17 protein-coding genes and 1 tRNA gene are annotated in these 17,616 nt (G+C 69.0%); 8 read left to right on the top strand and 10 right to left on the bottom strand.

From position 1 onward, the window contains the following. Positions 1-164: 164 nt before the first annotated feature. Positions 165-1,514, bottom strand: a complete 1,350-nt coding sequence (locus ACQP1K_RS28485) for an MATE family efflux transporter (RefSeq protein WP_433498761.1) — start codon at positions 1,512-1,514, stop codon at positions 165-167. 405 nt (positions 1,515-1,919) lie between these two features. On the opposite strand from ACQP1K_RS28485, the gene dnaB reads away from it, so the two are divergent. Continuing rightward, a complete protein-coding gene (gene dnaB / locus ACQP1K_RS28480; RefSeq protein ID WP_433501668.1) occupies positions 1,920-4,685 on the top strand; it encodes a replicative DNA helicase in 2,766 nt (921 codons plus the stop codon). 30 nt (positions 4,686-4,715) lie between these two features. Here the strand turns inward: dnaB and ACQP1K_RS28475 are convergent, their stop codons facing one another. Together ACQP1K_RS28475 and ACQP1K_RS28470 are read right to left on the bottom strand one after the other, a co-directional pair. Continuing rightward, a complete protein-coding gene (locus ACQP1K_RS28475) occupies positions 4,716-5,471 on the bottom strand; it encodes an ABC transporter permease (RefSeq protein WP_433498760.1) in 756 nt (251 codons plus the stop codon). Positions 5,472-5,483: 12 nt separating this feature from the next. Then, positions 5,484-6,386: an ABC transporter ATP-binding protein gene (locus ACQP1K_RS28470; RefSeq protein WP_433498759.1), complete on the bottom strand. Its 903-nt coding sequence runs from the start codon at positions 6,384-6,386 to the stop codon at positions 5,484-5,486. Positions 6,387-6,533: 147 nt separating this feature from the next. On the opposite strand from ACQP1K_RS28470, the gene ACQP1K_RS28465 reads away from it, so the two are divergent. The 3 genes from ACQP1K_RS28465 to dnaN all read left to right on the top strand — a co-directional run bounded on the left by ACQP1K_RS28465 (position 6,534) and on the right by dnaN (position 9,913). Continuing rightward, positions 6,534-8,084 (top strand): histidine kinase, encoded by a 1,551-nt coding sequence (locus tag ACQP1K_RS28465; RefSeq protein ID WP_433498758.1) that lies wholly within the window; start codon positions 6,534-6,536, stop codon positions 8,082-8,084. After that, entirely contained in the window at positions 8,075-8,722 is a 648-nt protein-coding gene (locus tag ACQP1K_RS28460) for a response regulator (protein WP_433498757.1), read from the top strand. The genes ACQP1K_RS28465 and ACQP1K_RS28460 overlap by 10 nt, the downstream gene beginning before the upstream one ends. Before the next feature lie 102 nt (positions 8,723-8,824). Next, the gene (gene dnaN, locus ACQP1K_RS28455; protein WP_433498756.1) at positions 8,825-9,913 is read left to right on the top strand and encodes a DNA polymerase III subunit beta; all 1,089 of its coding nucleotides are present in this window, start codon (positions 8,825-8,827) and stop codon (positions 9,911-9,913) included. A 357-nt stretch (positions 9,914-10,270) separates the two neighbouring features. Here dnaN and ACQP1K_RS28450 read toward each other — a convergent pair whose 3' ends face one another. The 5 genes from ACQP1K_RS28450 to upp all read right to left on the bottom strand — a co-directional run bounded on the left by ACQP1K_RS28450 (position 10,271) and on the right by upp (position 14,327). After that, the gene (locus tag ACQP1K_RS28450; protein WP_433498755.1) at positions 10,271-10,966 is read right to left on the bottom strand and encodes a FadR/GntR family transcriptional regulator; all 696 of its coding nucleotides are present in this window, start codon (positions 10,964-10,966) and stop codon (positions 10,271-10,273) included. 99 nt (positions 10,967-11,065) lie between these two features. Further along, the gene (locus tag ACQP1K_RS28445; protein ID WP_433498754.1) at positions 11,066-12,352 is read right to left on the bottom strand and encodes a helix-turn-helix domain-containing protein; all 1,287 of its coding nucleotides are present in this window, start codon (positions 12,350-12,352) and stop codon (positions 11,066-11,068) included. A gap of 181 nt (positions 12,353-12,533) precedes the next feature. Then, the gene (locus tag ACQP1K_RS28440; RefSeq protein ID WP_433498753.1) at positions 12,534-13,064 is read right to left on the bottom strand and encodes a PH domain-containing protein; all 531 of its coding nucleotides are present in this window, start codon (positions 13,062-13,064) and stop codon (positions 12,534-12,536) included. Further along, positions 13,061-13,237, bottom strand: a complete 177-nt coding sequence (locus ACQP1K_RS28435; protein ID WP_160330451.1) for a hypothetical protein — start codon at positions 13,235-13,237, stop codon at positions 13,061-13,063. The genes ACQP1K_RS28440 and ACQP1K_RS28435 overlap by 4 nt, the downstream gene beginning before the upstream one ends. A 451-nt stretch (positions 13,238-13,688) precedes the next feature. Then, positions 13,689-14,327 carry a uracil phosphoribosyltransferase gene (upp, locus tag ACQP1K_RS28430; protein WP_433498752.1) on the bottom strand — a complete coding sequence of 213 codons (639 nt, stop codon included), beginning with the start codon at positions 14,325-14,327 and terminating at the stop codon, positions 13,689-13,691. Positions 14,328-14,462: 135 nt separating this feature from the next. On the opposite strand from upp, the gene ACQP1K_RS28425 reads away from it, so the two are divergent. The 4 genes from ACQP1K_RS28425 to ACQP1K_RS28410 all read left to right on the top strand — a co-directional run bounded on the left by ACQP1K_RS28425 (position 14,463) and on the right by ACQP1K_RS28410 (position 16,111). After that, positions 14,463-14,966: a tRNA adenosine deaminase-associated protein gene (locus ACQP1K_RS28425; protein WP_433498751.1), complete on the top strand. Its 504-nt coding sequence runs from the start codon at positions 14,463-14,465 to the stop codon at positions 14,964-14,966. 15 nt (positions 14,967-14,981) lie between these two features. Further along, positions 14,982-15,464, top strand: coding sequence for a tRNA adenosine deaminase-associated protein (locus ACQP1K_RS28420; RefSeq protein ID WP_433498750.1), 483 nt, complete (start codon positions 14,982-14,984; stop codon positions 15,462-15,464). Positions 15,465-15,508: 44 nt separating this feature from the next. Continuing rightward, positions 15,509-15,943 (top strand): tRNA adenosine(34) deaminase TadA, encoded by a 435-nt coding sequence (gene tadA / locus ACQP1K_RS28415; protein WP_433501667.1) that lies wholly within the window; start codon positions 15,509-15,511, stop codon positions 15,941-15,943. Positions 15,944-16,023: 80 nt separating this feature from the next. Beyond that, positions 16,024-16,111, top strand: a tRNA-Ser gene (locus ACQP1K_RS28410). A 136-nt stretch (positions 16,112-16,247) separates the two neighbouring features. On the opposite strand, the gene ACQP1K_RS28405 is transcribed toward ACQP1K_RS28410, so the two are convergent. Both ACQP1K_RS28405 and ypfJ read right to left on the bottom strand, forming a co-directional pair. Beyond that, a complete protein-coding gene (locus ACQP1K_RS28405; RefSeq protein ID WP_433498749.1) occupies positions 16,248-16,544 on the bottom strand; it encodes a type II toxin-antitoxin system VapB family antitoxin in 297 nt (98 codons plus the stop codon). Positions 16,545-16,637: 93 nt separating this feature from the next. Further along, entirely contained in the window at positions 16,638-17,495 is an 858-nt protein-coding gene (gene ypfJ / locus ACQP1K_RS28400) for a KPN_02809 family neutral zinc metallopeptidase (protein ID WP_433498748.1), read from the bottom strand. Positions 17,496-17,616: the final 121 nt, after the last annotated feature.

Raw genomic sequence — 17,616 nt, 5'->3', positions numbered from 1 at the left:
AAGATCACGGATGGTGTTTTGCCAGGTGGGAAGGGCTCTGTGCGAGTATCTGCAAGATCACGGATGGTCGCACTCCAGGCCGGGGGTGCAGGGTGCGAGCATTTGCAAGATCACCACGGAGGTCTGGGGGGGATCTCCCCGTGGTCGTGGGGAGAAGACCGGGGTCACGCCCCGGTGACCAGCCAGGCCGTGCCGTACGCCCGTGCTCCCAGCGTGACCATTCGGGCGACCATCCACGCGCCGAGCGCGAGCCAGAGCGCGACCATGCTGCCGGCCACCCCGGCGAGCACGGCGAACGGCAGGTAGGCGAGGGTGGCCCACAGGCCGGCCCAGGCCAGGTACCGCTGGTCGCCCGCGCCGATGAGCACCCCGTCAAGCACGAATACGACGCCGGCGACCGGCTGGAAGAGCGCCACCGGCCACAGCACGGCCAGCAGGTGCGCGGTGACCCCCGCGTCGGCGTCGAACAGTCCCGGGACGAGCGGCCGGACCAGCAGCACGGCGCCGCAGAACACCACGCCGCAGGCCACACCCCACCGCACCATGCGCTCGGTCGCCGCCCGTGTGGCGGCCACGTCCCCGGCGCCCAGCGTCCGCCCGGTGATCGCCTGTCCGGCGATCGCGATCGCGTCGAGGGCGAAAGCGAGGAACGTCCAGATCCGCAGGGCGATGGTGTGCGCCCCGATCTGGTCCTCGCCCATCCTCGTGGCGATCGACGTGGCCACGAGGAGCACCGCCTGCAGGCAGGCCGTACGGACGACCAGGGCGAAACCGGCGGTTCCCGCGGTCTTGACGCCGGTGAGGTCCGGCCACAGCCCGGCGCCGTGCCTGCGGGCGGCCCGTACGACCATCACCAGATAGACCGCCGCGGCCAGGGTCTGCGCGGCCACCGTTCCCCACGCGGCACCGGCGATGCCCCAGCCGAGCCCGAAGACGAACCAGAGGTTGAGCAGGCCGTTCAGCGTGAACGAGGCCACGGACACGACCAGTGGAGTCCGGGTGTCCTGCATGCCGCGCAGCACGCCGGTGCCCGCCAGCACGAGCAGCATGGCCGGGATGCCGAGAAGGCTGACGCGCAGATAGGTGACGGCCTGCGCGGCGAGCTCCCCCGTGGCACCGAACAGGTGTACGATAAAGGGTGCAAGAGGCCAGCACGCCGCACTGACGATCACGCCGATCGCGGCAGCCAACCACAGACCGTCGATGCCCTGGCGCATCGCCTGCCGGATGTCCCCAGCCCCCACCTGCCGGGCGACCGACGCCGTGGTCGCGTACGCGAGGAACACGCACAGGCCCACCAGGGCGGTCAGGGCCGCGCTGGCCACGCCGAGCGCGCCGAGCGCAGGGTCGGGAAGGTGACCGACGATGACGGAGTCGGTGAGCAGGAACAGCGGTTCCGCCACAAGTGCCCCGAATGCCGGGACGGCCAGCCTGAGGATCTCCCGGTCGTGGGCCCGGCGGTCTCGCCGATCCCGTTCCGCGGTGGGCTCCGCCGGCTCGTTGGTAAGAGGCATGAACCTATTTTGCGGCTTACTGAGCCATGCTCGATCGGTATCGGCCCGGCTTGGTTTTTTTCCTCCACAGGAGGTGGACGGAGAAAGCCCAGGTCGGGCCGGAATTTCGCGGTCGGCCGCAGTCTTGTCCACAGGGCTGTCCTCAGGGTTCCCACACGTAGAGGGCGGAACCTGCACATCTTTTCCACAGCATTGTCCACAGTCGAGGTTGCCGTGGGCCCCGTGGCCCGAGAGACTGACGGACCGAGCCGGAACCGATGGGCGGGGCGGGGTACGGCACGTGGGCCGGCAGGGGGGTGTGAGGTGAGCGTGATCGACTTCCCGGGGGGACCCGGGGAATCGGACTCGACATTCGAGCGGACGCCACCGAGCAACATCGAGGCCGAGCAGTCGGTGCTGGGCGGCATGCTGCTGTCCAAGGACGCCATCGCCGACGTGATCGAGGTGCTGCGCGCCGACGACTTCTACCGCCCGGCCCACCAGATCATCTTCGACGCGATCATCGATCTCTACGGCAGGGGTGAGCCCGCCGACTCGGTCACCGTGTTCAACGAGCTGCAGCGGCGCGGCGAGGTCGCCCGGGTGGGCGGCGGCGCCTACCTCCACACGCTGACCGCCACCGTTCCGACGGCCGCCAACGCCGGCTACTACGCGAAGATCGTCCGGGAGCAGGCCATCCTGCGGCGGCTGATCGAGGCCGGCACGCGGATCGTCTCCTACGGGTACGGCGGGCAGGGCGAGGAGGTCGACGATCTCGTCGACCGGGCGCAGGCCGAGATCTACAAGGTGACCGAGCGGCGTACCTCCGAGGACTATCTCCCGCTCTCGGAGATCATGCCGGGCGCCCTCGACGAGATCGAGGCGATCGGCAGCCGCAGCGGCCAGATGGTCGGGGTTCCGACCGGGTTCCAGGACCTCGACGCGCTGACCAACGGCCTCCACCCCGGCCAGATGATCGTCGTGGCCGCGAGACCGGCGATCGGCAAGGCACTTGCTCTCGACACGCCGCTGCCCACACCCACCGGCTGGACGACCATGGGGGAGGTTCAGGTCGGCGATCGTCTTCTCGGCGCCGATGGGGCTCCCACCCGCGTCGTGGCGGCCACGGATGTGATGATCGGCAGGCCCTGTTACGAGGTCGAGTTCAGCGACGGCACCGTGATCGTGGCCGACGCCCAGCACCAGTGGCGAACGATCATGCGCGCCGCCCGACGGCGGCGGTCAGAGAAGGAACGCACCCGGCCGCCCGCCTCGCCGGATCGAGTTCGGGAGGTTTACGCGTCATCGCTGACGAGACCTGACGAGTTCGTCGCGAATCAGAAAGCCCTCGCCGTCGCGGGGAGGGAGATTCGTCATGCGCCGCACACGGTGCGGGAAGAGACCGGAACTGCGGGGAAGCCCCCTCGCTCGGTCGGGGGCCCGGCCGGAAGCCGCGCGTGGGACACGCCGGTCCATTCCCGTAGACGGCTCTTCGGCGCTGTGAACGCGCGCGCGTGCCGCCTCGAGGACCCGGCCGTGACCGCCGTCCACGGTGGCATCGTGACCACTGAGGAGATCGCGGCGACGCTGCGGTGCGCATCGGCTGACGAGCGGCCGATCCACGCGGTCGCCGTCGCGGAGCCTTTCGATCTTCCCGAACGGGATCTTCCGCTCTCGCCTTACGTTCTGGGCTTATGGCTGGGTGGCGGACATGGCGAGAGCGCAAGGCTCACGACCGTCGAACCTGAGATCATCGAGCGCGTAGAAGCGGAAGGTCTGCGGGTCGCTCACGACGGGTCGAGCGTCGGCTACTCCCTGGAGCTTCCAGAGCCTCTGTCCCCGCCGGCGTGTGCCTGCGTCGTCCGCGGAAGGCTCTTCGTGCCGAAGGCGACGTCGGCGCGTACGTGTGCTGGTCGGTCTTGCGGAGGGAAGGCACCTATCGTGCCGGACCCGGTGCCCGCCCCGGCCTGCGCCGGCTGCGGGGGCCCGTCGAGCGGCGGAAGGCGATGCCGGGCCTGCCGAAACCACCGTGGCGGCGTTCAGGCGGTTCTGCGCGGCCTCGGGGTCCTCGGCGACAAGCACATACCCGGGCGATATTTGCGCGCTTCCATAGGACAGCGCCGGGCTCTACTGGCCGGCCTCCTGGACGCCGACGGTCATGTGAGCCGGAGCGGCCAGGTCCAGCTCGCGGTCGCGAACGAGCGGCTCGCGGAAGACGCCTTCGAGCTGATCTTGAGCCTTGGCCACAAGGCCACGATGAGGACGAGAGCCGTCGAGGGCGGGAGCGCGGAGTCGTCCACCCGCTACATGATCGACTTTACGCCTGCGGAGAAGGCGTTCGGTTTGTCATGGAAGGCCGAAAGGCAGGTGACGAGGGCACACCCGGAGACGCGGGTCCGGCACATAGTGGATGTCCGGCGGGTGCCCTCGGTGCCGGTTCGATGCGTCGAGGTGGACAACGCCGACCACATGTACTTGGCGGGCAAGACATGCATTCCAACGCATAATTCGACTCTCGGCCTGGACTTCGCCCGGTCAGCGGCGATCAAGAATGGTTTGGCGACCGTCATCTTCTCGCTGGAGATGTCGCGCAACGAGATCACCATGCGACTGCTGTCGGCCGAGGCGCGGGTGGCGCTGCACACCATGCGGTCAGGCCTGATGAACGACGACGACTGGACCCGGCTGGCCCGGCGGATGGGCGAGGTGGCCGACGCGCCGCTGTTCATCGACGACTCCCCGAACATGTCGATGATGGAGATCCGGGCGAAGTGCCGCCGTCTCAAGCAGCGCCACGACCTCCGATTCGTGATCGTCGACTATCTGCAGCTCATGAGCTCGCCCAAGAAGACCGAGAGCCGCCAGCAGGAGGTCTCCGAGATCTCCCGTGCGCTCAAGCTGCTGGCCAAGGAGCTGGAGGTCCCGGTCATCGCGATCTCCCAGCTCAACCGTGGTCCCGAGCAGCGCACCGACAAACGCCCACAGGTGTCGGATTTGCGGGAGTCTGGGTCGATTGAGCAAGACGCGGACATGGTCATCCTGCTGCACCGGGAGGACGCGTACGAGCGCGAGTCGCCCCGGGCGGGCGAGGCCGACCTGATCGTGGCCAAGCACCGCAACGGCCCCACCGCGACCGTGACGGTCGCCTTCCAGGGCCACTACAGCCGGTTCGTGGACATGGCCACCCACTGATCCGGCGGGACGCCCGGCCCTCGGAGCCGGTCATTCCCAGCGGAACAGCCGTGCCGCCGCGAGACCGGAGAGCACCGCCCATCCGGCGAGTACGGCGATGTGCGGCGGCTGCGGGGCCTGCCCGGAGAGCGTGTCGGCGAGTGCCTGGCCGAACGCGCCCGTCGGGGTGAAGTCGCTGATCCGGACCAGGACCTCGGGCATCAACGGGCGCGGCAGCCACATGCCGGCCAAGAACAGCAGTGGGAACGTCACCGCGGCGCCCGCTCCCTGGACGACCCGGGAGTTCGGCGACACCGCGGCGAGGCAGAGGCCGATGGCGAACATGGCCGGCGAACCGAGCAGGAAGACCCCGGCGAACGCCCAGAACGCGCGGGGGGCCGGTATGTCGAGGACCAGGTGGCCGAGCACGAGGGTCAGGGCCGTCGCGGCGACCGCCACGCCCAGATTGATCAGTAGTTGGGCCGCCAGTAGTGCGCCCGGCCGTACGGGGGTGGTGGACATCCGCCGGAGCACACCCCGCTCCCGATAGACGACCAGGGCCGACGGCAGCGTGCTCAGCGCGAGCATCACGATCGAGAGCAGGATCATCATGCCGGGGAACAGCGCGTCGATGAACCGCTGTCCGCCGAGCGCGGGGTCGGGCTCGCGGAACCCCGGGATCGAGCCGCCCAGGGCCAGCAGCAGCGCGACGGGGAGTAATACGGCGAAGAAGACCGCGACGGGTTCGCGCAGGAAGAGCTTCGTCTCCACGGCCGCGAGCCGGGCCGTGGTGGTGATGGTCGCCATGTCGTCTGTCTCCTAAGCGGCGGAATGGGCGGCGAGGTGCCCGGCAGGGTGGCCGGTGAGGGTGAGGAACGCGTCGTCGAGGGTGGTCCGCTCGACGCGGAGGTCGGACATCAGCGAGGCGGGCAGTACGGCCATGACCGCGGTGAGCAGGTCACCGGTGCCGGTGACCACGACCTCGACGGCGTCATCCGCCGTCGTGGTCGGCGTCACGGCCGACACCTCGGGAAGCGCCGGCAGGCCGTCGATGGGCTCGCGCGTACGGAACGTGAGCCGATGCTCGCCGCCCGCCCGTGCGATGAGTCCCGCCGGGGTGTCGACCGCGAGGACCCGGCCCGCAGAGATGACCGCGACGCGGTCGCACAGCCGCTCGACCTCCTCCATGAAGTGGGTGACCAGGATCACGGTCACGCCGCGCTCCCTGATGCGCTCGATCAGCTCCCAGGTGTCCCGCCGGGCCTGGGGGTCGAGACCCGTGGTGAGCTCGTCGAGGATCGCGATCTTCGGATCGCCGACCAGGGCGAGCGCGATCGACAGCCGCTGACGCTGCCCGCCGGACAGCTTCGCGAAGGCCGTACGCGGATCGAGGCCGGTCTCCGCGAGCAGCGCGCGCCAGTCGGCGGGCCGGGCGTAGAAGGAGGCGTACAGGCGTAGCGCCTCGCCGACGCGGATCTTGTCGGGTAGCGAGCAGTCCTGGAGCTGCACCCCGACCTGCTGCTTCAGGTCGGCCTCCACCCGGATGGTCCCCGACGTCGGGGTGCGCAGACCGGCCACGCATTCGACCGTCGTCGTCTTGCCGGCTCCGTTGCGGCCGACGATGCCGAAGATCTCGCCCTCGTCCACGGAGAACGAGACGTCTTCGACGGCCATCCGCGTTCCGTACGTCTTGCGAAGGTTGTCCACAGTGATGATCGGCATGACTACGACGCTAGGAACCGGAGGGCCGCACGGGAATGCGGCTGGGGACCCGGCCGGGGTGTACTTATCCCCACCCCCGTACGGTGCCCAGGGGCACTGCGCAGCGGCTTCGCCTTGGGCGACACTGGCCAGGGGAGAGGTGGGCGGATGGATCTCGTACGGTTGAGAACGGCGGGCGGCGTGACTCTGCAGGCGCTGGCCAGGGGCACGGCTCTCCTCTGCGTTGCCGTGCTCGGGCAGGCGGTGGCCGCGGTCATGTTGCTGGCCGCGACGCTCAGCTTCGGTCTGGGGCTGGTGTTCCTGTTCCCGCCCGCCGTACGGCTCACGCGGGCGGCGACCCGCCTGGAACGGCGGCTGGCCCGCGAGTGGTCGGGCGTGAAGATCGAGGAGCCGTACCGGCCGGCTCCGCTCCCGCCGGTGCCTCAGGCGGACGGGTGGTACCGCGATGGACGCAACCTCTACAGGACGCCGCGGATACCGGCGTTCAACCGCCGGCTGAAGTGGCTGACGACCGATCCGGCCACCTGGCGGGATCTCGCCTACCTGCTGATCGGTCTCTGGTCCGGTGGCCTGCTCGCCGGGGCTCCCGCGCTGCTCGTCCTCTTCGGCCTCGGGGGCGGCATGGTGCGGTTCACGGAGGCGGGCACGGCGCAAGTCGTGTGGGGAAACTGGCACGTCGGCCTGCTCTGGGCCGGGCTGGCCCTGGTCACCGCGCCGTGGACGGCGCCGTGGGGGGTGCGCATCCACGGGCAGATCGCCAACTCCCTACTCGCCCCGACCGAGAAGGCCAGGCTGGCCCGGCGGGTCGATCACCTCGCCAGGACTCGGGGCGAGGTGGTGGACTCCCAGGCCGCCGAGCTGCGGCGGATCGAGCGTGATCTGCACGACGGGGCTCAGGCGCGGCTGGTCGCCATCGGCATGACGATCGGCGCGGCCGAGCAACTCGTCGACTCCGATCCGAACGCGGCGAAGGCACTGCTCACCAAGGCCAGGGAGGCGTCCGTGACCGCGCTGCACGAGCTGCGCCAGGTCGTGCGGGGCATCCATCCGCCGGTCCTCGCCGAGCGCGGCCTCGGCGACGCCGTACGGGCTCTCGCCCTCGACAGCCCGCTGCACACCCGGGTGACCGTCGACCTGCCGGGACGGCCGCCGGTCCCCGTCGAGTCGGCCGCTTACTTCGCGATCAGTGAGCTGCTCACGAACGCCGTACGGCACGGCGACGCCACCGAGGCGTGGATCGATATCAGTCAGCGTGGCGGCAACCTGCGGATCAGTGTCACGGACGACGGGCAGGGCGGGGCCGATCCGGCACGTGGCACGGGCCTGAGCGGGATCGAGCGCAGGATCGCCGCTTTCGACGGCGTGCTCGCGCTGAACAGCCCGCCCGGCGGCCCGACGACGGCGGTCGTCGAGCTGCCGTTGGGCGCGGTCGCGACCCCGGTGCCGACCTGGCGGAGCGTGACGATCGCCGTGGGCTGGACGCTGTGCTGGCTCCCCCTGTTCCCGCAGGGACTGGTGCCGATGGTCTTCAAGATCCTCGATGTCCGCGAGAAGTCGTGGTTCCTCGCCCTTCATCTCCCCGAGCCGTTCCAGTGGCCCGTGATCGTTGGGATGATTCTCATGGGAGGCACCATGTTCACGGCTGCCGCGGTGCTCACCGCTCAGCAGAAGCGTGCGGAGGAGGGAGCGTGCGGGTAGTCCTCGCCGAGGATCTCCATCTCCTGCGTGAGGGCCTGGTCCATCTGCTCCGCGCACACGGCTTCGACGTGGTCGCCGCCGTCGAATCCGGTCCGGATCTGCTCGAAGCCCTGATCCGCGATCATCCCGATGTGGCCGTCGTCGACGTACGGCTCCCGCCGACCTTCACCGACGAGGGGCTGCAGGCGGCGCTGGCGGCACGCGAGCGGATCCCGGGGCTGCCGATCCTCGTGCTGTCCCAGCACGTGGAGCAGCTCTACGCCAGGGAACTGCTGGCCGACGGCTCGGGTGGAATCGGCTACCTGCTCAAGGACCGCGTCTTCAACGGCGAGCAGTTCGTGGACGCGGTGCGCCGCGTGGCCGCCGGTGGTACGGCCATGGACCCGGAGGTCATCGCAAAGCTGCTCGCCAGCAACGCACGCAACGAGCCGCTGAGCAGGCTCACTCCGCGCGAGCGCGACGTGCTGGAACTCATGGCGGAGGGAAGATCCAACGCGGCGATCGGCCAGCGGTTGTATCTGAGTGAGAGCGCGGTCGGCAAGCACACCGCCGGCATCTTCACCAAGCTCGGCCTGGTCCCCTCCGATGACGACAACCGCCGGGTGCTCGCCGTGCTGGCGTTCCTGAACCGCCGGTAGTTCCGGGGGCGGGACGGCCGTCTTCCCCCGCGCCGGTCATTTCTGTCGGCCCGGCGGGCTACCGTTGCAGCGAGACGTGGCGCGGGAGAGCAGGAGGTCAGGGTGAAATTCCAGGTGAACAGCAGCGTGCTCGCCGAGGCCGTGGCCTGGACCGCCCGTGTGCTGCCGGGCAGGCCCGCCCTGCCGGTGCTGTCCGGACTGCTGATCGAGGCCGCCGATGACCTGTACGTCTCGGCCTTCGACTACGATGTCTCGGCCCGTGCCCAGATCGACGCCGACGTCGCCGAGCCCGGCCGCGTGCTGATCCCGGGCCGGGTGCTGGTCGAGATCACCAAGAGCCTGCCGGACCGCCCTGTCGAGATCGCCAGAAGCGGTGCCGAGGCCGTGCTGCGCTGCGGCAGCCTGGAGTACAGCCTGCTCACGCTGCCGGACGAGGACTTCCCGAACCTGCCGCTCATGCCCCCCAAGATCGGCGCGGTGGGTGGAGGCGTCTTCGCTGCCGCTGTGGGGCACGTGGCCGCTGCGGCGAGCCGGGACGAGACGCTGCCGATGCTCACCGGCATCCGCGTCGACATCGACGGCGTCCAGGTCACGATGGCCGCCACCGATCGCTATCGGATCGCCGCCGAGGACTTCCTGTGGCATCCCGAGCGACAGGACGAACGGCACGGCGTGGTGGTGCCCGCACGGGTCCTGGTCGAGGTGGCACGCGCACTGCGCGGCGGCGAGGTGTCGATCGGGCTGGGCGAGAACATCGCCGGTTTCTCCAGCCATGGCCGCACCACAACGGTCAGGCTGCTCGACGAGCAGTTCATCGACTACCGGTCGCGGCTCTCACAGCAGTGGGCGATCCACGCCGACCTGGCCGTCGCCCCGTTCGTCGAGGCCGTCAAGCGGGTGGCGCTGGTCGCCGAGCGCAACACGGCCGTACGGCTCGCGTTCGCCCAGGACCACGTGCGGATCCAGGCGGGCGGCGCGGAGATCGGCCGGGGAACCGAGATCATCGAGGCCGAACTGGCGGGGGACGACATCCAGATCGCCTTCCAGCCGCACTACCTGCTGGACGGACTGAACGGAGTCGAGACCGAACGCGTACGGCTGTACATGGACTCGCCGACCCGCCCCGCCCTGATCACAGGCGAGGGCGATTCCGGCTTCCGCTACCTGGTGATGTCCCTCCGGCTCACCTAGGCCGCCCGGACGGCGCCTCACCGCGTTCTCGTCTTCACCCATGGCTCCCGCTGTGGGCTCTCCTCCGCCTTGCGAGGCATCCGTCTGGGCCTTGATCGCGACGGGCAGCACTTTTTCAACACGCCAGATGGCTGCCGGTCGCCCGGACGGCGCCCGTGAGTTTCGCGGTCGGCTCAGGGCCGGAATCGAGGGAGCGGAGTGGGAGGGAGCGAGGACCGCATGCGAAAGCCCGCACCAGCGGGCTTCGCAGCGGACCGGAGCTTCCTCCCGGCGCAGCGACCGGTCTCAGCAGTGACTGACCGGCCTCTCTGGGGTTCCGCGCCTGCGAGACGGTCGTTCGGATGGGGATCGGGAGGTTCAGGCGGAGGCGGTCAGGCTCTGCGTGTCGGTCAGCGCGATCAGGATGTGCTCCATGCACGCGTGGCCGGCCCGTTCCGCTGCTGCGGCATCCCCGGCGGCGATGGCCCGCACGATGGAGTCGTGGGGGATGTAGTTCTGCTCCAGCGAACCGCCCGCGGCCGCGATGCTCGCGCGAAGTGCGGCCGAGAAGTCGGTGTAAAGATCGATCAGGACGTTGTTGTGCGTCGCCTCCACGACTGCCACGTGGAACGCCAGATCCGCCTCGACGAACTTCTCGGGGTCGCCGTTCGCCCAGGCCTTCTCCCGCTCACCCAGGGCGATCTCGATGGCGGTCACGTCCTCGTCGGTGCGCCGGGTGGCGGCGAGACGCGCCGCCTCGACTTCGAGCGCGCGCCGAACCTCGAGGATCTCCAACTGCTCGGCGGCTTGCAGCCGCCGAGCCATCGCGCCTGACAGCTCGCTCGTCGCCCGGACGTAGGTTCCGTCCCCCTGGCGGCACTCCAGCAGCCCCGCATGGGTCAGCGCCCGCACCGCCTCGCGCACGGTGTTGCGGCCGACCCCGAGCTGCTCGGCGAGAACCGTCTCAGTGGGGATCTTGGCATGCATCCGCCATGAACCAGAGGTGATCTGCTCCTTGAGCTGGTCGATCACCTGGTCCACGAGAGACGCCCGCTGCGCCGTCCGCAGACTCACACTCAGCCTCCTTCGGGTGCCGGTCATCCCATGATGGAATGACCGGTCTACCCTAATTATTCCAGAGCCTCCAGACCAACGCCGGGGCCCCCGGGAGGCTCATCCGATCAGCATCGCCGAAGAGGTGGTGGAGCCCGGTATGTGGACACGAATTCCCACGGCTTCCAGGGCCCTACGATATGCCCCGGCCTGCTGGTCGACGTCACCGGCCTGTCCCCACAGGTCGCCGAGCCTGCGCCAGGCCTGCGCGGTCTCCCTGCTGGGGGCGGTCGCGTCGCCGTCGAGCAGCTCCCTGGCACGTCGCAGTGCCGGAGCCGCGTCGTGGGAGCGTGACAACGCGACTTCGGCGAGCACGAGATGCGCGGTGGCGGCAGTCGTCCCACGGATGGAGACCAGCAGATCCAGTGCCTGTTCGGCGAGATTCACTGCGGATTCCGTGTCGCCACCGCGAAGGCGCACATGACTCAGCACGACGAGGCTGCGCGCGTGCTCGGCCCGTTCGCCGGGAAACGCGGAGAAAACATCGGCCGCCGACGCCGCGAGGTTGTTGGCTCGGTCCAAATCGGCGTCTTCCACGTCGGCGGTGATCCGCGCCCAGTGCATGGCGATCCGCGCACGGCGCACCGCGATCCGGGCGGTCCGCCCCGCCGACAGGGCGTCCTCCGCGAGGCGGACGGCCAGCGCGGAGTCCTCTCCCTCGGCGGCGGCCACACTGGCCTGCCAGAGGGCGAGCACCTCGGAGGACTGATCGACGGCCGTCTCGGGCACCCCTGTCGCCGCGAGCACGCGCTCGACGTACGGCAGGCCGGTCTCGGTCTCGACCAGGGCGAGGGCCAACTCCACGGCGAGATCGCCCTCGGTGATGCCGAGCCGGTCGGCCTGGTCGAGGGCGTGGACGCCCAGATCCTGGGCACGCAGCCGGTCGCCGGCCCGCTGGTAGCACCGGCACAGCGAGACCACCAGGGGAAGGTCGGCGAGGCGCTCGGGATGCGCCGCCGCCTCCCGGCGGAGCCGTTCGTATGCCTCGACCGCAGGCCCGATGTCTCCCTGCGCCTCGAGTGCGCGGGCCACACCGACGCGTGCGTGCGCGGCGAGCACGGCGTTGTCCTCTCCCGCCGCCTTCACGATGTCGCCGAAGCGATCGGCGGCGGTGGCGGGGTCGCCGTGATAAAGCTCGAGCTCGGCATGTCGGAGGCCGAGCTCTGTGTCTATGCGCTGCCGTGGCTCGATGCCGTGGAGCAGGAACTCAGTGGTGCAACCGAGCCGCTCGGCGAGGAGTCGCGCAACGACTGGAGTGGGCGTCCGCTTTCCGGACTCGATGAGGGAGACGTAGCTGTCCGACAGGTCGGGCCCGGCCAATTGGGCCTGGGACATTCGCCTGCTCAACCGCAATCCGCGGACGCGGTCACCAATGGTTCCCTGACTCGGCATCTGATCTCTCAGGGCGGGGGATGGTCAATGATGGGGCCATAATGGCATGAAGCCGCCGAATCGTGTAACCCTCAACCAAGAATCGCCAGGTGAAGGTTCGATCACGGTCGATGTGAGTGGATGGACGCGACGGGGATCAGTCGTCGTCCGAGTCCTTGCCGGGGAAGATCATCTGACAGACCTCGAGGTACAAGGTCTCGGGGTAGGGGATGTAGGTAACGGTACGCAGCGCCTGATCCTGGCCGGCCGACTCCATGACGAACTCGCCGTAGCCGAGCATGCGGCCGAGGAGCGAGCGCTGGAAGCTCATGTCGGTGACCTTGCTCAGGGGCATCATCGCGACCTTGCGCGTGATTAGACCGGTGGTGAGGAGCATGCGGGAGGAGGTCACGACGAAGTAGTCGACCGACCACTCGGCGACCTTCCACACGAACCGGATGAGGAGCAGCAGCCAGGCCCACCAGACCAGGACGAGGGCCTGGCCCGCACCGCTGTCGCCCAGCCACTTGCTGAGCAGACCCGCGAGGATCAGCCCACCGAAGATCTCGGCGACCGGTCTGAGCAGCACGGCAGGATGACGCCTGACCATGATGACCTGGTGTTCGTGGGGGAGGAGGTAACGGTTGACCGACGACGGGGCGGAGTCCCCGTGGGTCACGAGTCTCATGTCAGGGTGGCGAAGAACTGAGCCATCGAGTTGGCCGCGTTGACCATGCCGTTGAGCGCTCCGTGGACCGTCCGGGCCGCATCAGTCGGCCTTGTCAACAGGTAGAAAGCCACCAGGACGATGGCCCCCCACTTGAGGACCTTCTTGGCTTGCACCGCCGTCACCACTCCCATGACCTATACATTACCCAGCCGCCCGGTTCGGTAAAGCGGTTGAAGCCGCCGAACATCGAGCCATGACCAACCGCTGCCGTCGTCCCCGTCCGCCGCACCCCCGCCGACCACGACACACACACCCGGCAGGCGTACGGCACGTGGAAACGAAGAGACGTCTTCATAACTCTACGTACCCATATAAGCGCGTAGTGTAACCGAGTTGCGGATGGTGTGACCGGGGGATTCACGACCAGAGAGTCGTCGCCGAGACGACAGGGGAATATGGCTACCGGGGTAGATCGGACCAAGCCGGTCAGATGACCTCGATCAAACCTCCGCCGGTCGAGCCGTACCGATCAAGACGGCACCCCGAATCGGACCCCGATGGTCGACGCGGCCGACTCGATGGCTCGGTTCTTCGCCACCCTGACATGAGATCGGATCGGAGCGACTCGATCGGCCGTACGGGTCAGACCACGCCGTAGAGGCGGTCTCCGGCGTCGCCGAGCCCGGGCACGATGTAGCCCTGCTCGTTGAGCCGCTCGTCGAGAGCGGCGGTCACCACGCGGATCGGTTTTCCAGAGTCCCGGAAGGCCTCGTCCATGTGCGCGATCCCCTCGGGCGCGGCCAGGAGGCAGATGGCGGTGACGTCCTGCGCTCCGCGGTCGAACAGGAACCGGACCGCCGCGGCCAGTGTGCCGCCGGTGGCCAGCATCGGATCGAGCACGTAGCACTGGCGTCCGGACAGATCCTCCGGCAGCCGGGTGGCGTAGGTCTGGGCCTTCAACGTGGACTCGTCGCGGATCATGCCCAGGAAGCCGACCTCGGCCGTGGGCAGGATGCGGGTCATGCCGTCGAGCATGCCGAGCCCGGCGCGCAGGATCGGCACGACGAGCGGCGCCGGACGGGCCAGTCGCACACCGTGGGCGGTGGTGAGCGGGGTTTCCACGGTGACGTCGGTCACGCGGACGTCACGGGTGGCCTCATAGGCGAGGAGCGTGACCAGTTCGTCGGCGAGCCGGCGGAACGTCGGCGAGTCGGTCCGCACGTCACGGAGAGTGGTCAGCTTGTGTGCGACGAGCGGATGATCGACGACAAGGGTCTCCATAGCAGGAAAAGTTACCGTGTCCTGGACCGATCCTCGACGTCGCCTGACTCTTTTGATCACAATTTGGGGTGACCGGCGGGCGGCGGAACGTCGAGTCTGCGACGATTGCGTGATGTGAGGACGGTGCCGGTGGAGATGACGATGACAGACGACGAAGACGCGCTTGACTTCGCCATCGTGGTCTACCGCGAGGATGACCATTGGGAGGCCGAGATGCTTCCGGTGGCGCTCACCTCCGACCTGCGCGGACTCGTCCAAGCCCTCCGCCAGACGCCGAGCATGGGCACCACGATTGGCATGGTCGCGGTAGGGGATGACTTCTTTGTGGTGTTACGGGTTTTCGGTGAACGGGTGAGCGTCTTCCTCTCGGACATCACGGCGGCGTGGGATTGGTCACTCGCGCGCCAGGTCCTCGAATACCTCGACGTACCCGTGCCGGAGGCCGACGAGGAGGATCTCGACGGCGTGTACCCGGCGGGAGATCTGTCCATCTTCGCCGACCTCGGGCTCGACGAAATGGAGCTGGGGGCGCTGTCCGGCGACCTCGATCTGCTGCCGGACGAGGTGCTGTCCAGCATCGCCGCACGGCTCGGATTCTCCCACCCGTTCGAACGCGCCGTCGACGCCGCCGTCGGCTGACCTCGGGAGACGGCAATGCCCTCGAGATCCAACCTCTTCTCCGCGGCCTTCGCCAGGATGGGCGGTCACTGGACCGGCGTCGAGGTCGACCTCGGCGAGGTCGAGATCGCCGACGACCTGGGCGACGCGGCACAGGAGACACTCAGGCTCAGCGGCGACGAGCTGATCCTGCTGTGCGTCGAAGTAGAGGACGAGTGGTTCGCGATCGTCCGCTATGAGGACGCCTTGGACCCCCGTGTGTTCATCTCCGACGCTCACGCCGCGATGGGCGACCCCCTCGGCGAACTTCTCGGTGAGCTCGCCGGGGTCGCCGTCGACGCGGACGCGCCCGACCTCGGCATCCGCCCGGTGGGCGACCTCGAGCTGCTCACCGACTTCTCGCTGAGCGCCGAGGAACTGCTGGAGCTCAGCATGGAGGAGGGCGTCCTCCCCGCGGACATCCTGTCCCTCATCGCCGAACGCCTCGGATTCGCCGACGAGCTCGACCGGCTGCGGTGAACGCGGGGCCGAACGCGGGGCCGGCGGAACGCTACGAGCCGGCGATGCGGCTCGCGCTGGCCGAGGCCGTACGAGCCGGGCGGCGCGGTGAGGTGCCGGTGGGCGCCGTCGTGCTGGGACCGGGCGGCGAGATTCTGTGCGTCGCCGGCAACGACCGTGAGAGAAGCGGCGACCCCACGGCTCACGCCGAGATGCTCGCCCTGCGCGAGGCGGCGCTGGCGACCGGAGAGTGGCGGCTCACCGGCTGCACGCTCGTGGTGACGCTCGAACCCTGCACGATGTGCGCGGGCGCCGCCGTGCTCGCCCGGGTCGATCGCGTGGTGTACGGCGCGGCCGACGAGAAGGGCGGCGCGGCGGGCTCGCTGTGGGACGTCGTCAGGGATCGCCGGCTCAACCACCGGCCCGAGGTCGTCATGGGCGTGCTGGCCGGCGAGTGCGCCGCCGTGCTCGGGGAGTTCTTCGCCGCCCGGCGCGGCTGAGCGGCCGTGAGGGCGGGCGCCGGAAGATGAATGGAAAACGGATGCGCGGACATCGCCATTCGTCCGGTAAGCTGCTGCGCGGTGGAGTCGCCTAGTGGCCGAGGGCGCACGCCTCGAAAGCGTGTGTAGGGCAACCTACCGTGGGTTCAAATCCCACCTCCACCGCCATGTGTGATGTCCCAGGGCATCGGAAACCCTCGAACCCACGGGTTCGGGGGTTTCACTCGTTTCTTCGGGGTTTCACTCGACTCGAGGTCCGATGCTCCGGCTTCGAGCGCTCCGGGGCCGACCGCCGTGGGCCGGATCAGTTCTCCAGTTCGAGGATCCGCGCGTGCAGCACGGAGCGCTGGTGGAGGGCCGCCCGCAGGGCGCGATGGAGTCCGTCCTCGAGGTAGAGATCGCCCCGCCACTGCACGACGTGCGGGAAGAGGTCTCCATAGAACGTCGAGTCCTTGGCCAGCAGCGAGTTGAGGTCCAGCACCGCCTTGGTGGTGACCAGCATGTCGAGCCGGATCTGGCGGGGCGGGATCCGCGCCCACTCACGGTGCGACAGGCCGTGGTCCGGATAGGGACGGCCTTCACCGATCATTTTAAAGATCACGGTATGTAGTTTAGGAGAGGACGGCGTCCGCCGGGTGAGGAGTTCGCCGTCCGTGATGGGGAAGCCGGTCGTACGGCCGCGCTCCCGCCCGGGTCAGATGCTCCCGGAGAAGGTGTCGCAGCGGGACGGGTCGCCGGATTGGTAGCCCCGTTTGAACCACTTCATCCGCTGCGCCGACGTGCCGTGCGTGAACGCCTCCGGGTCGACCCGGCCGCGTGCCCGCTTCTGGATGCGGTCGTCGCCCACGGCGGCCGCCGCGTCGAGCGCCTGCCGGATGTCGGCGTCGGTGAACCTCTGGGCGTAGAGACCGGTGCTCACGGCGTTGTCGGCCCAGACGCCCGCGTAGCAGTCCGCCTGAAGCTCCAGCCGTACGGAGCCGCTCTCGGCGCCGGAACCCCGGCCGGCCAGGTCCATCGTGCCGAGGAGGTTCTGCACGTGGTGTCCGTACTCGTGCCCGATCACGTACGCCTGGGCGAACGGGCCGCCCTCGGCGCCGAACTGGGAGTGCAGCTCGTCGAAGAAGGACAGGTCGAGATAGACGTGCCTGTCGGCCGGGCAGTAGAAGGGGCCGACCGAGGAGTCCGCGTAACCGCAGCCGGTGTCGACGCCGCCGGAGAACAGCGTGGTCTTGGCGGTCCGGTAGTCGGAGATCTGGCCCTCCCAGTACTTCTGGATGCTGTTGACCACCCCGACGACCCGGCATTTCTCGGACTGGTCGGCGTCCGCGCCGGTTCTGCACTGCAGGCTCAGGTCGGTGCCCGGTTGCAGCCCGGCCGGCTGTCCTTCCTCGCCGCTGAGGATCTCGGCCGGATTGACGCCGAAGATCAGGGCGAGGATGAGCACGATGATGCCGGCGGCGCCGCCGCCGAGGGCCAGGCCGCCGCGTCTGGATCCGCCACCGACGTCCTCCACCTGCGAGGCGTCGAGCCGCGCCCGGTCGTCGAAATCCACTTCGAACGCTCCCGCTGCTGGGACGATGTCTTGCGTGATCGAATGTCGTCGCCATTCTGCCCTGCCCGGAATCGGCGAGGCCAGTCGTCATCATGTCCCTCATGCGTAGTATGCGGGAGTG

The organism is Sphaerimonospora sp. CA-214678 (assembly GCF_050942215.1).
Lineage (GTDB): Bacteria > Actinomycetota > Actinomycetes > Streptosporangiales > Streptosporangiaceae > Sphaerimonospora.
The sequence above is the reverse complement of the archived record's forward strand: the minus strand, read 5'-3'. Positions and strand labels throughout refer to the sequence as shown.

Excerpts from the sequence above, each read along its gene's own strand:
- ACQP1K_RS28435 (WP_160330451.1), bottom strand. The coding sequence starts at position 13,237 with ATGGGAGTGGTGACGGCGGTGCAAGCCAAGAAGGTCCTCAAGTGGGGG.
- ACQP1K_RS28440 (WP_433498753.1), bottom strand. The coding sequence starts at position 13,064 with ATGAGACTCGTGACCCACGGGGACTCCGCCCCGTCGTCGGTCAACCGT.
- dnaB (WP_433501668.1), top strand. The coding sequence starts at position 1,920 with ATGCTGCTGTCCAAGGACGCCATCGCCGACGTGATCGAGGTGCTGCGC.
- ACQP1K_RS28470 (WP_433498759.1), bottom strand. The coding sequence starts at position 6,386 with ATGCCGATCATCACTGTGGACAACCTTCGCAAGACGTACGGAACGCGG.
- ACQP1K_RS28485 (WP_433498761.1), bottom strand. The coding sequence starts at position 1,514 with ATGCCTCTTACCAACGAGCCGGCGGAGCCCACCGCGGAACGGGATCGG.
- ACQP1K_RS28425 (WP_433498751.1), top strand. The coding sequence starts at position 14,463 with ATGACGATGACAGACGACGAAGACGCGCTTGACTTCGCCATCGTGGTC.
- tadA (WP_433501667.1), top strand. The coding sequence starts at position 15,509 with ATGCGGCTCGCGCTGGCCGAGGCCGTACGAGCCGGGCGGCGCGGTGAG.
- upp (WP_433498752.1), bottom strand. The coding sequence starts at position 14,327 with ATGGAGACCCTTGTCGTCGATCATCCGCTCGTCGCACACAAGCTGACC.
- ACQP1K_RS28420 (WP_433498750.1), top strand. The coding sequence starts at position 14,982 with ATGCCCTCGAGATCCAACCTCTTCTCCGCGGCCTTCGCCAGGATGGGC.
- ACQP1K_RS28475 (WP_433498760.1), bottom strand. The coding sequence starts at position 5,471 with ATGGCGACCATCACCACCACGGCCCGGCTCGCGGCCGTGGAGACGAAG.
- ACQP1K_RS28465 (WP_433498758.1), top strand. The coding sequence starts at position 6,534 with ATGGATCTCGTACGGTTGAGAACGGCGGGCGGCGTGACTCTGCAGGCG.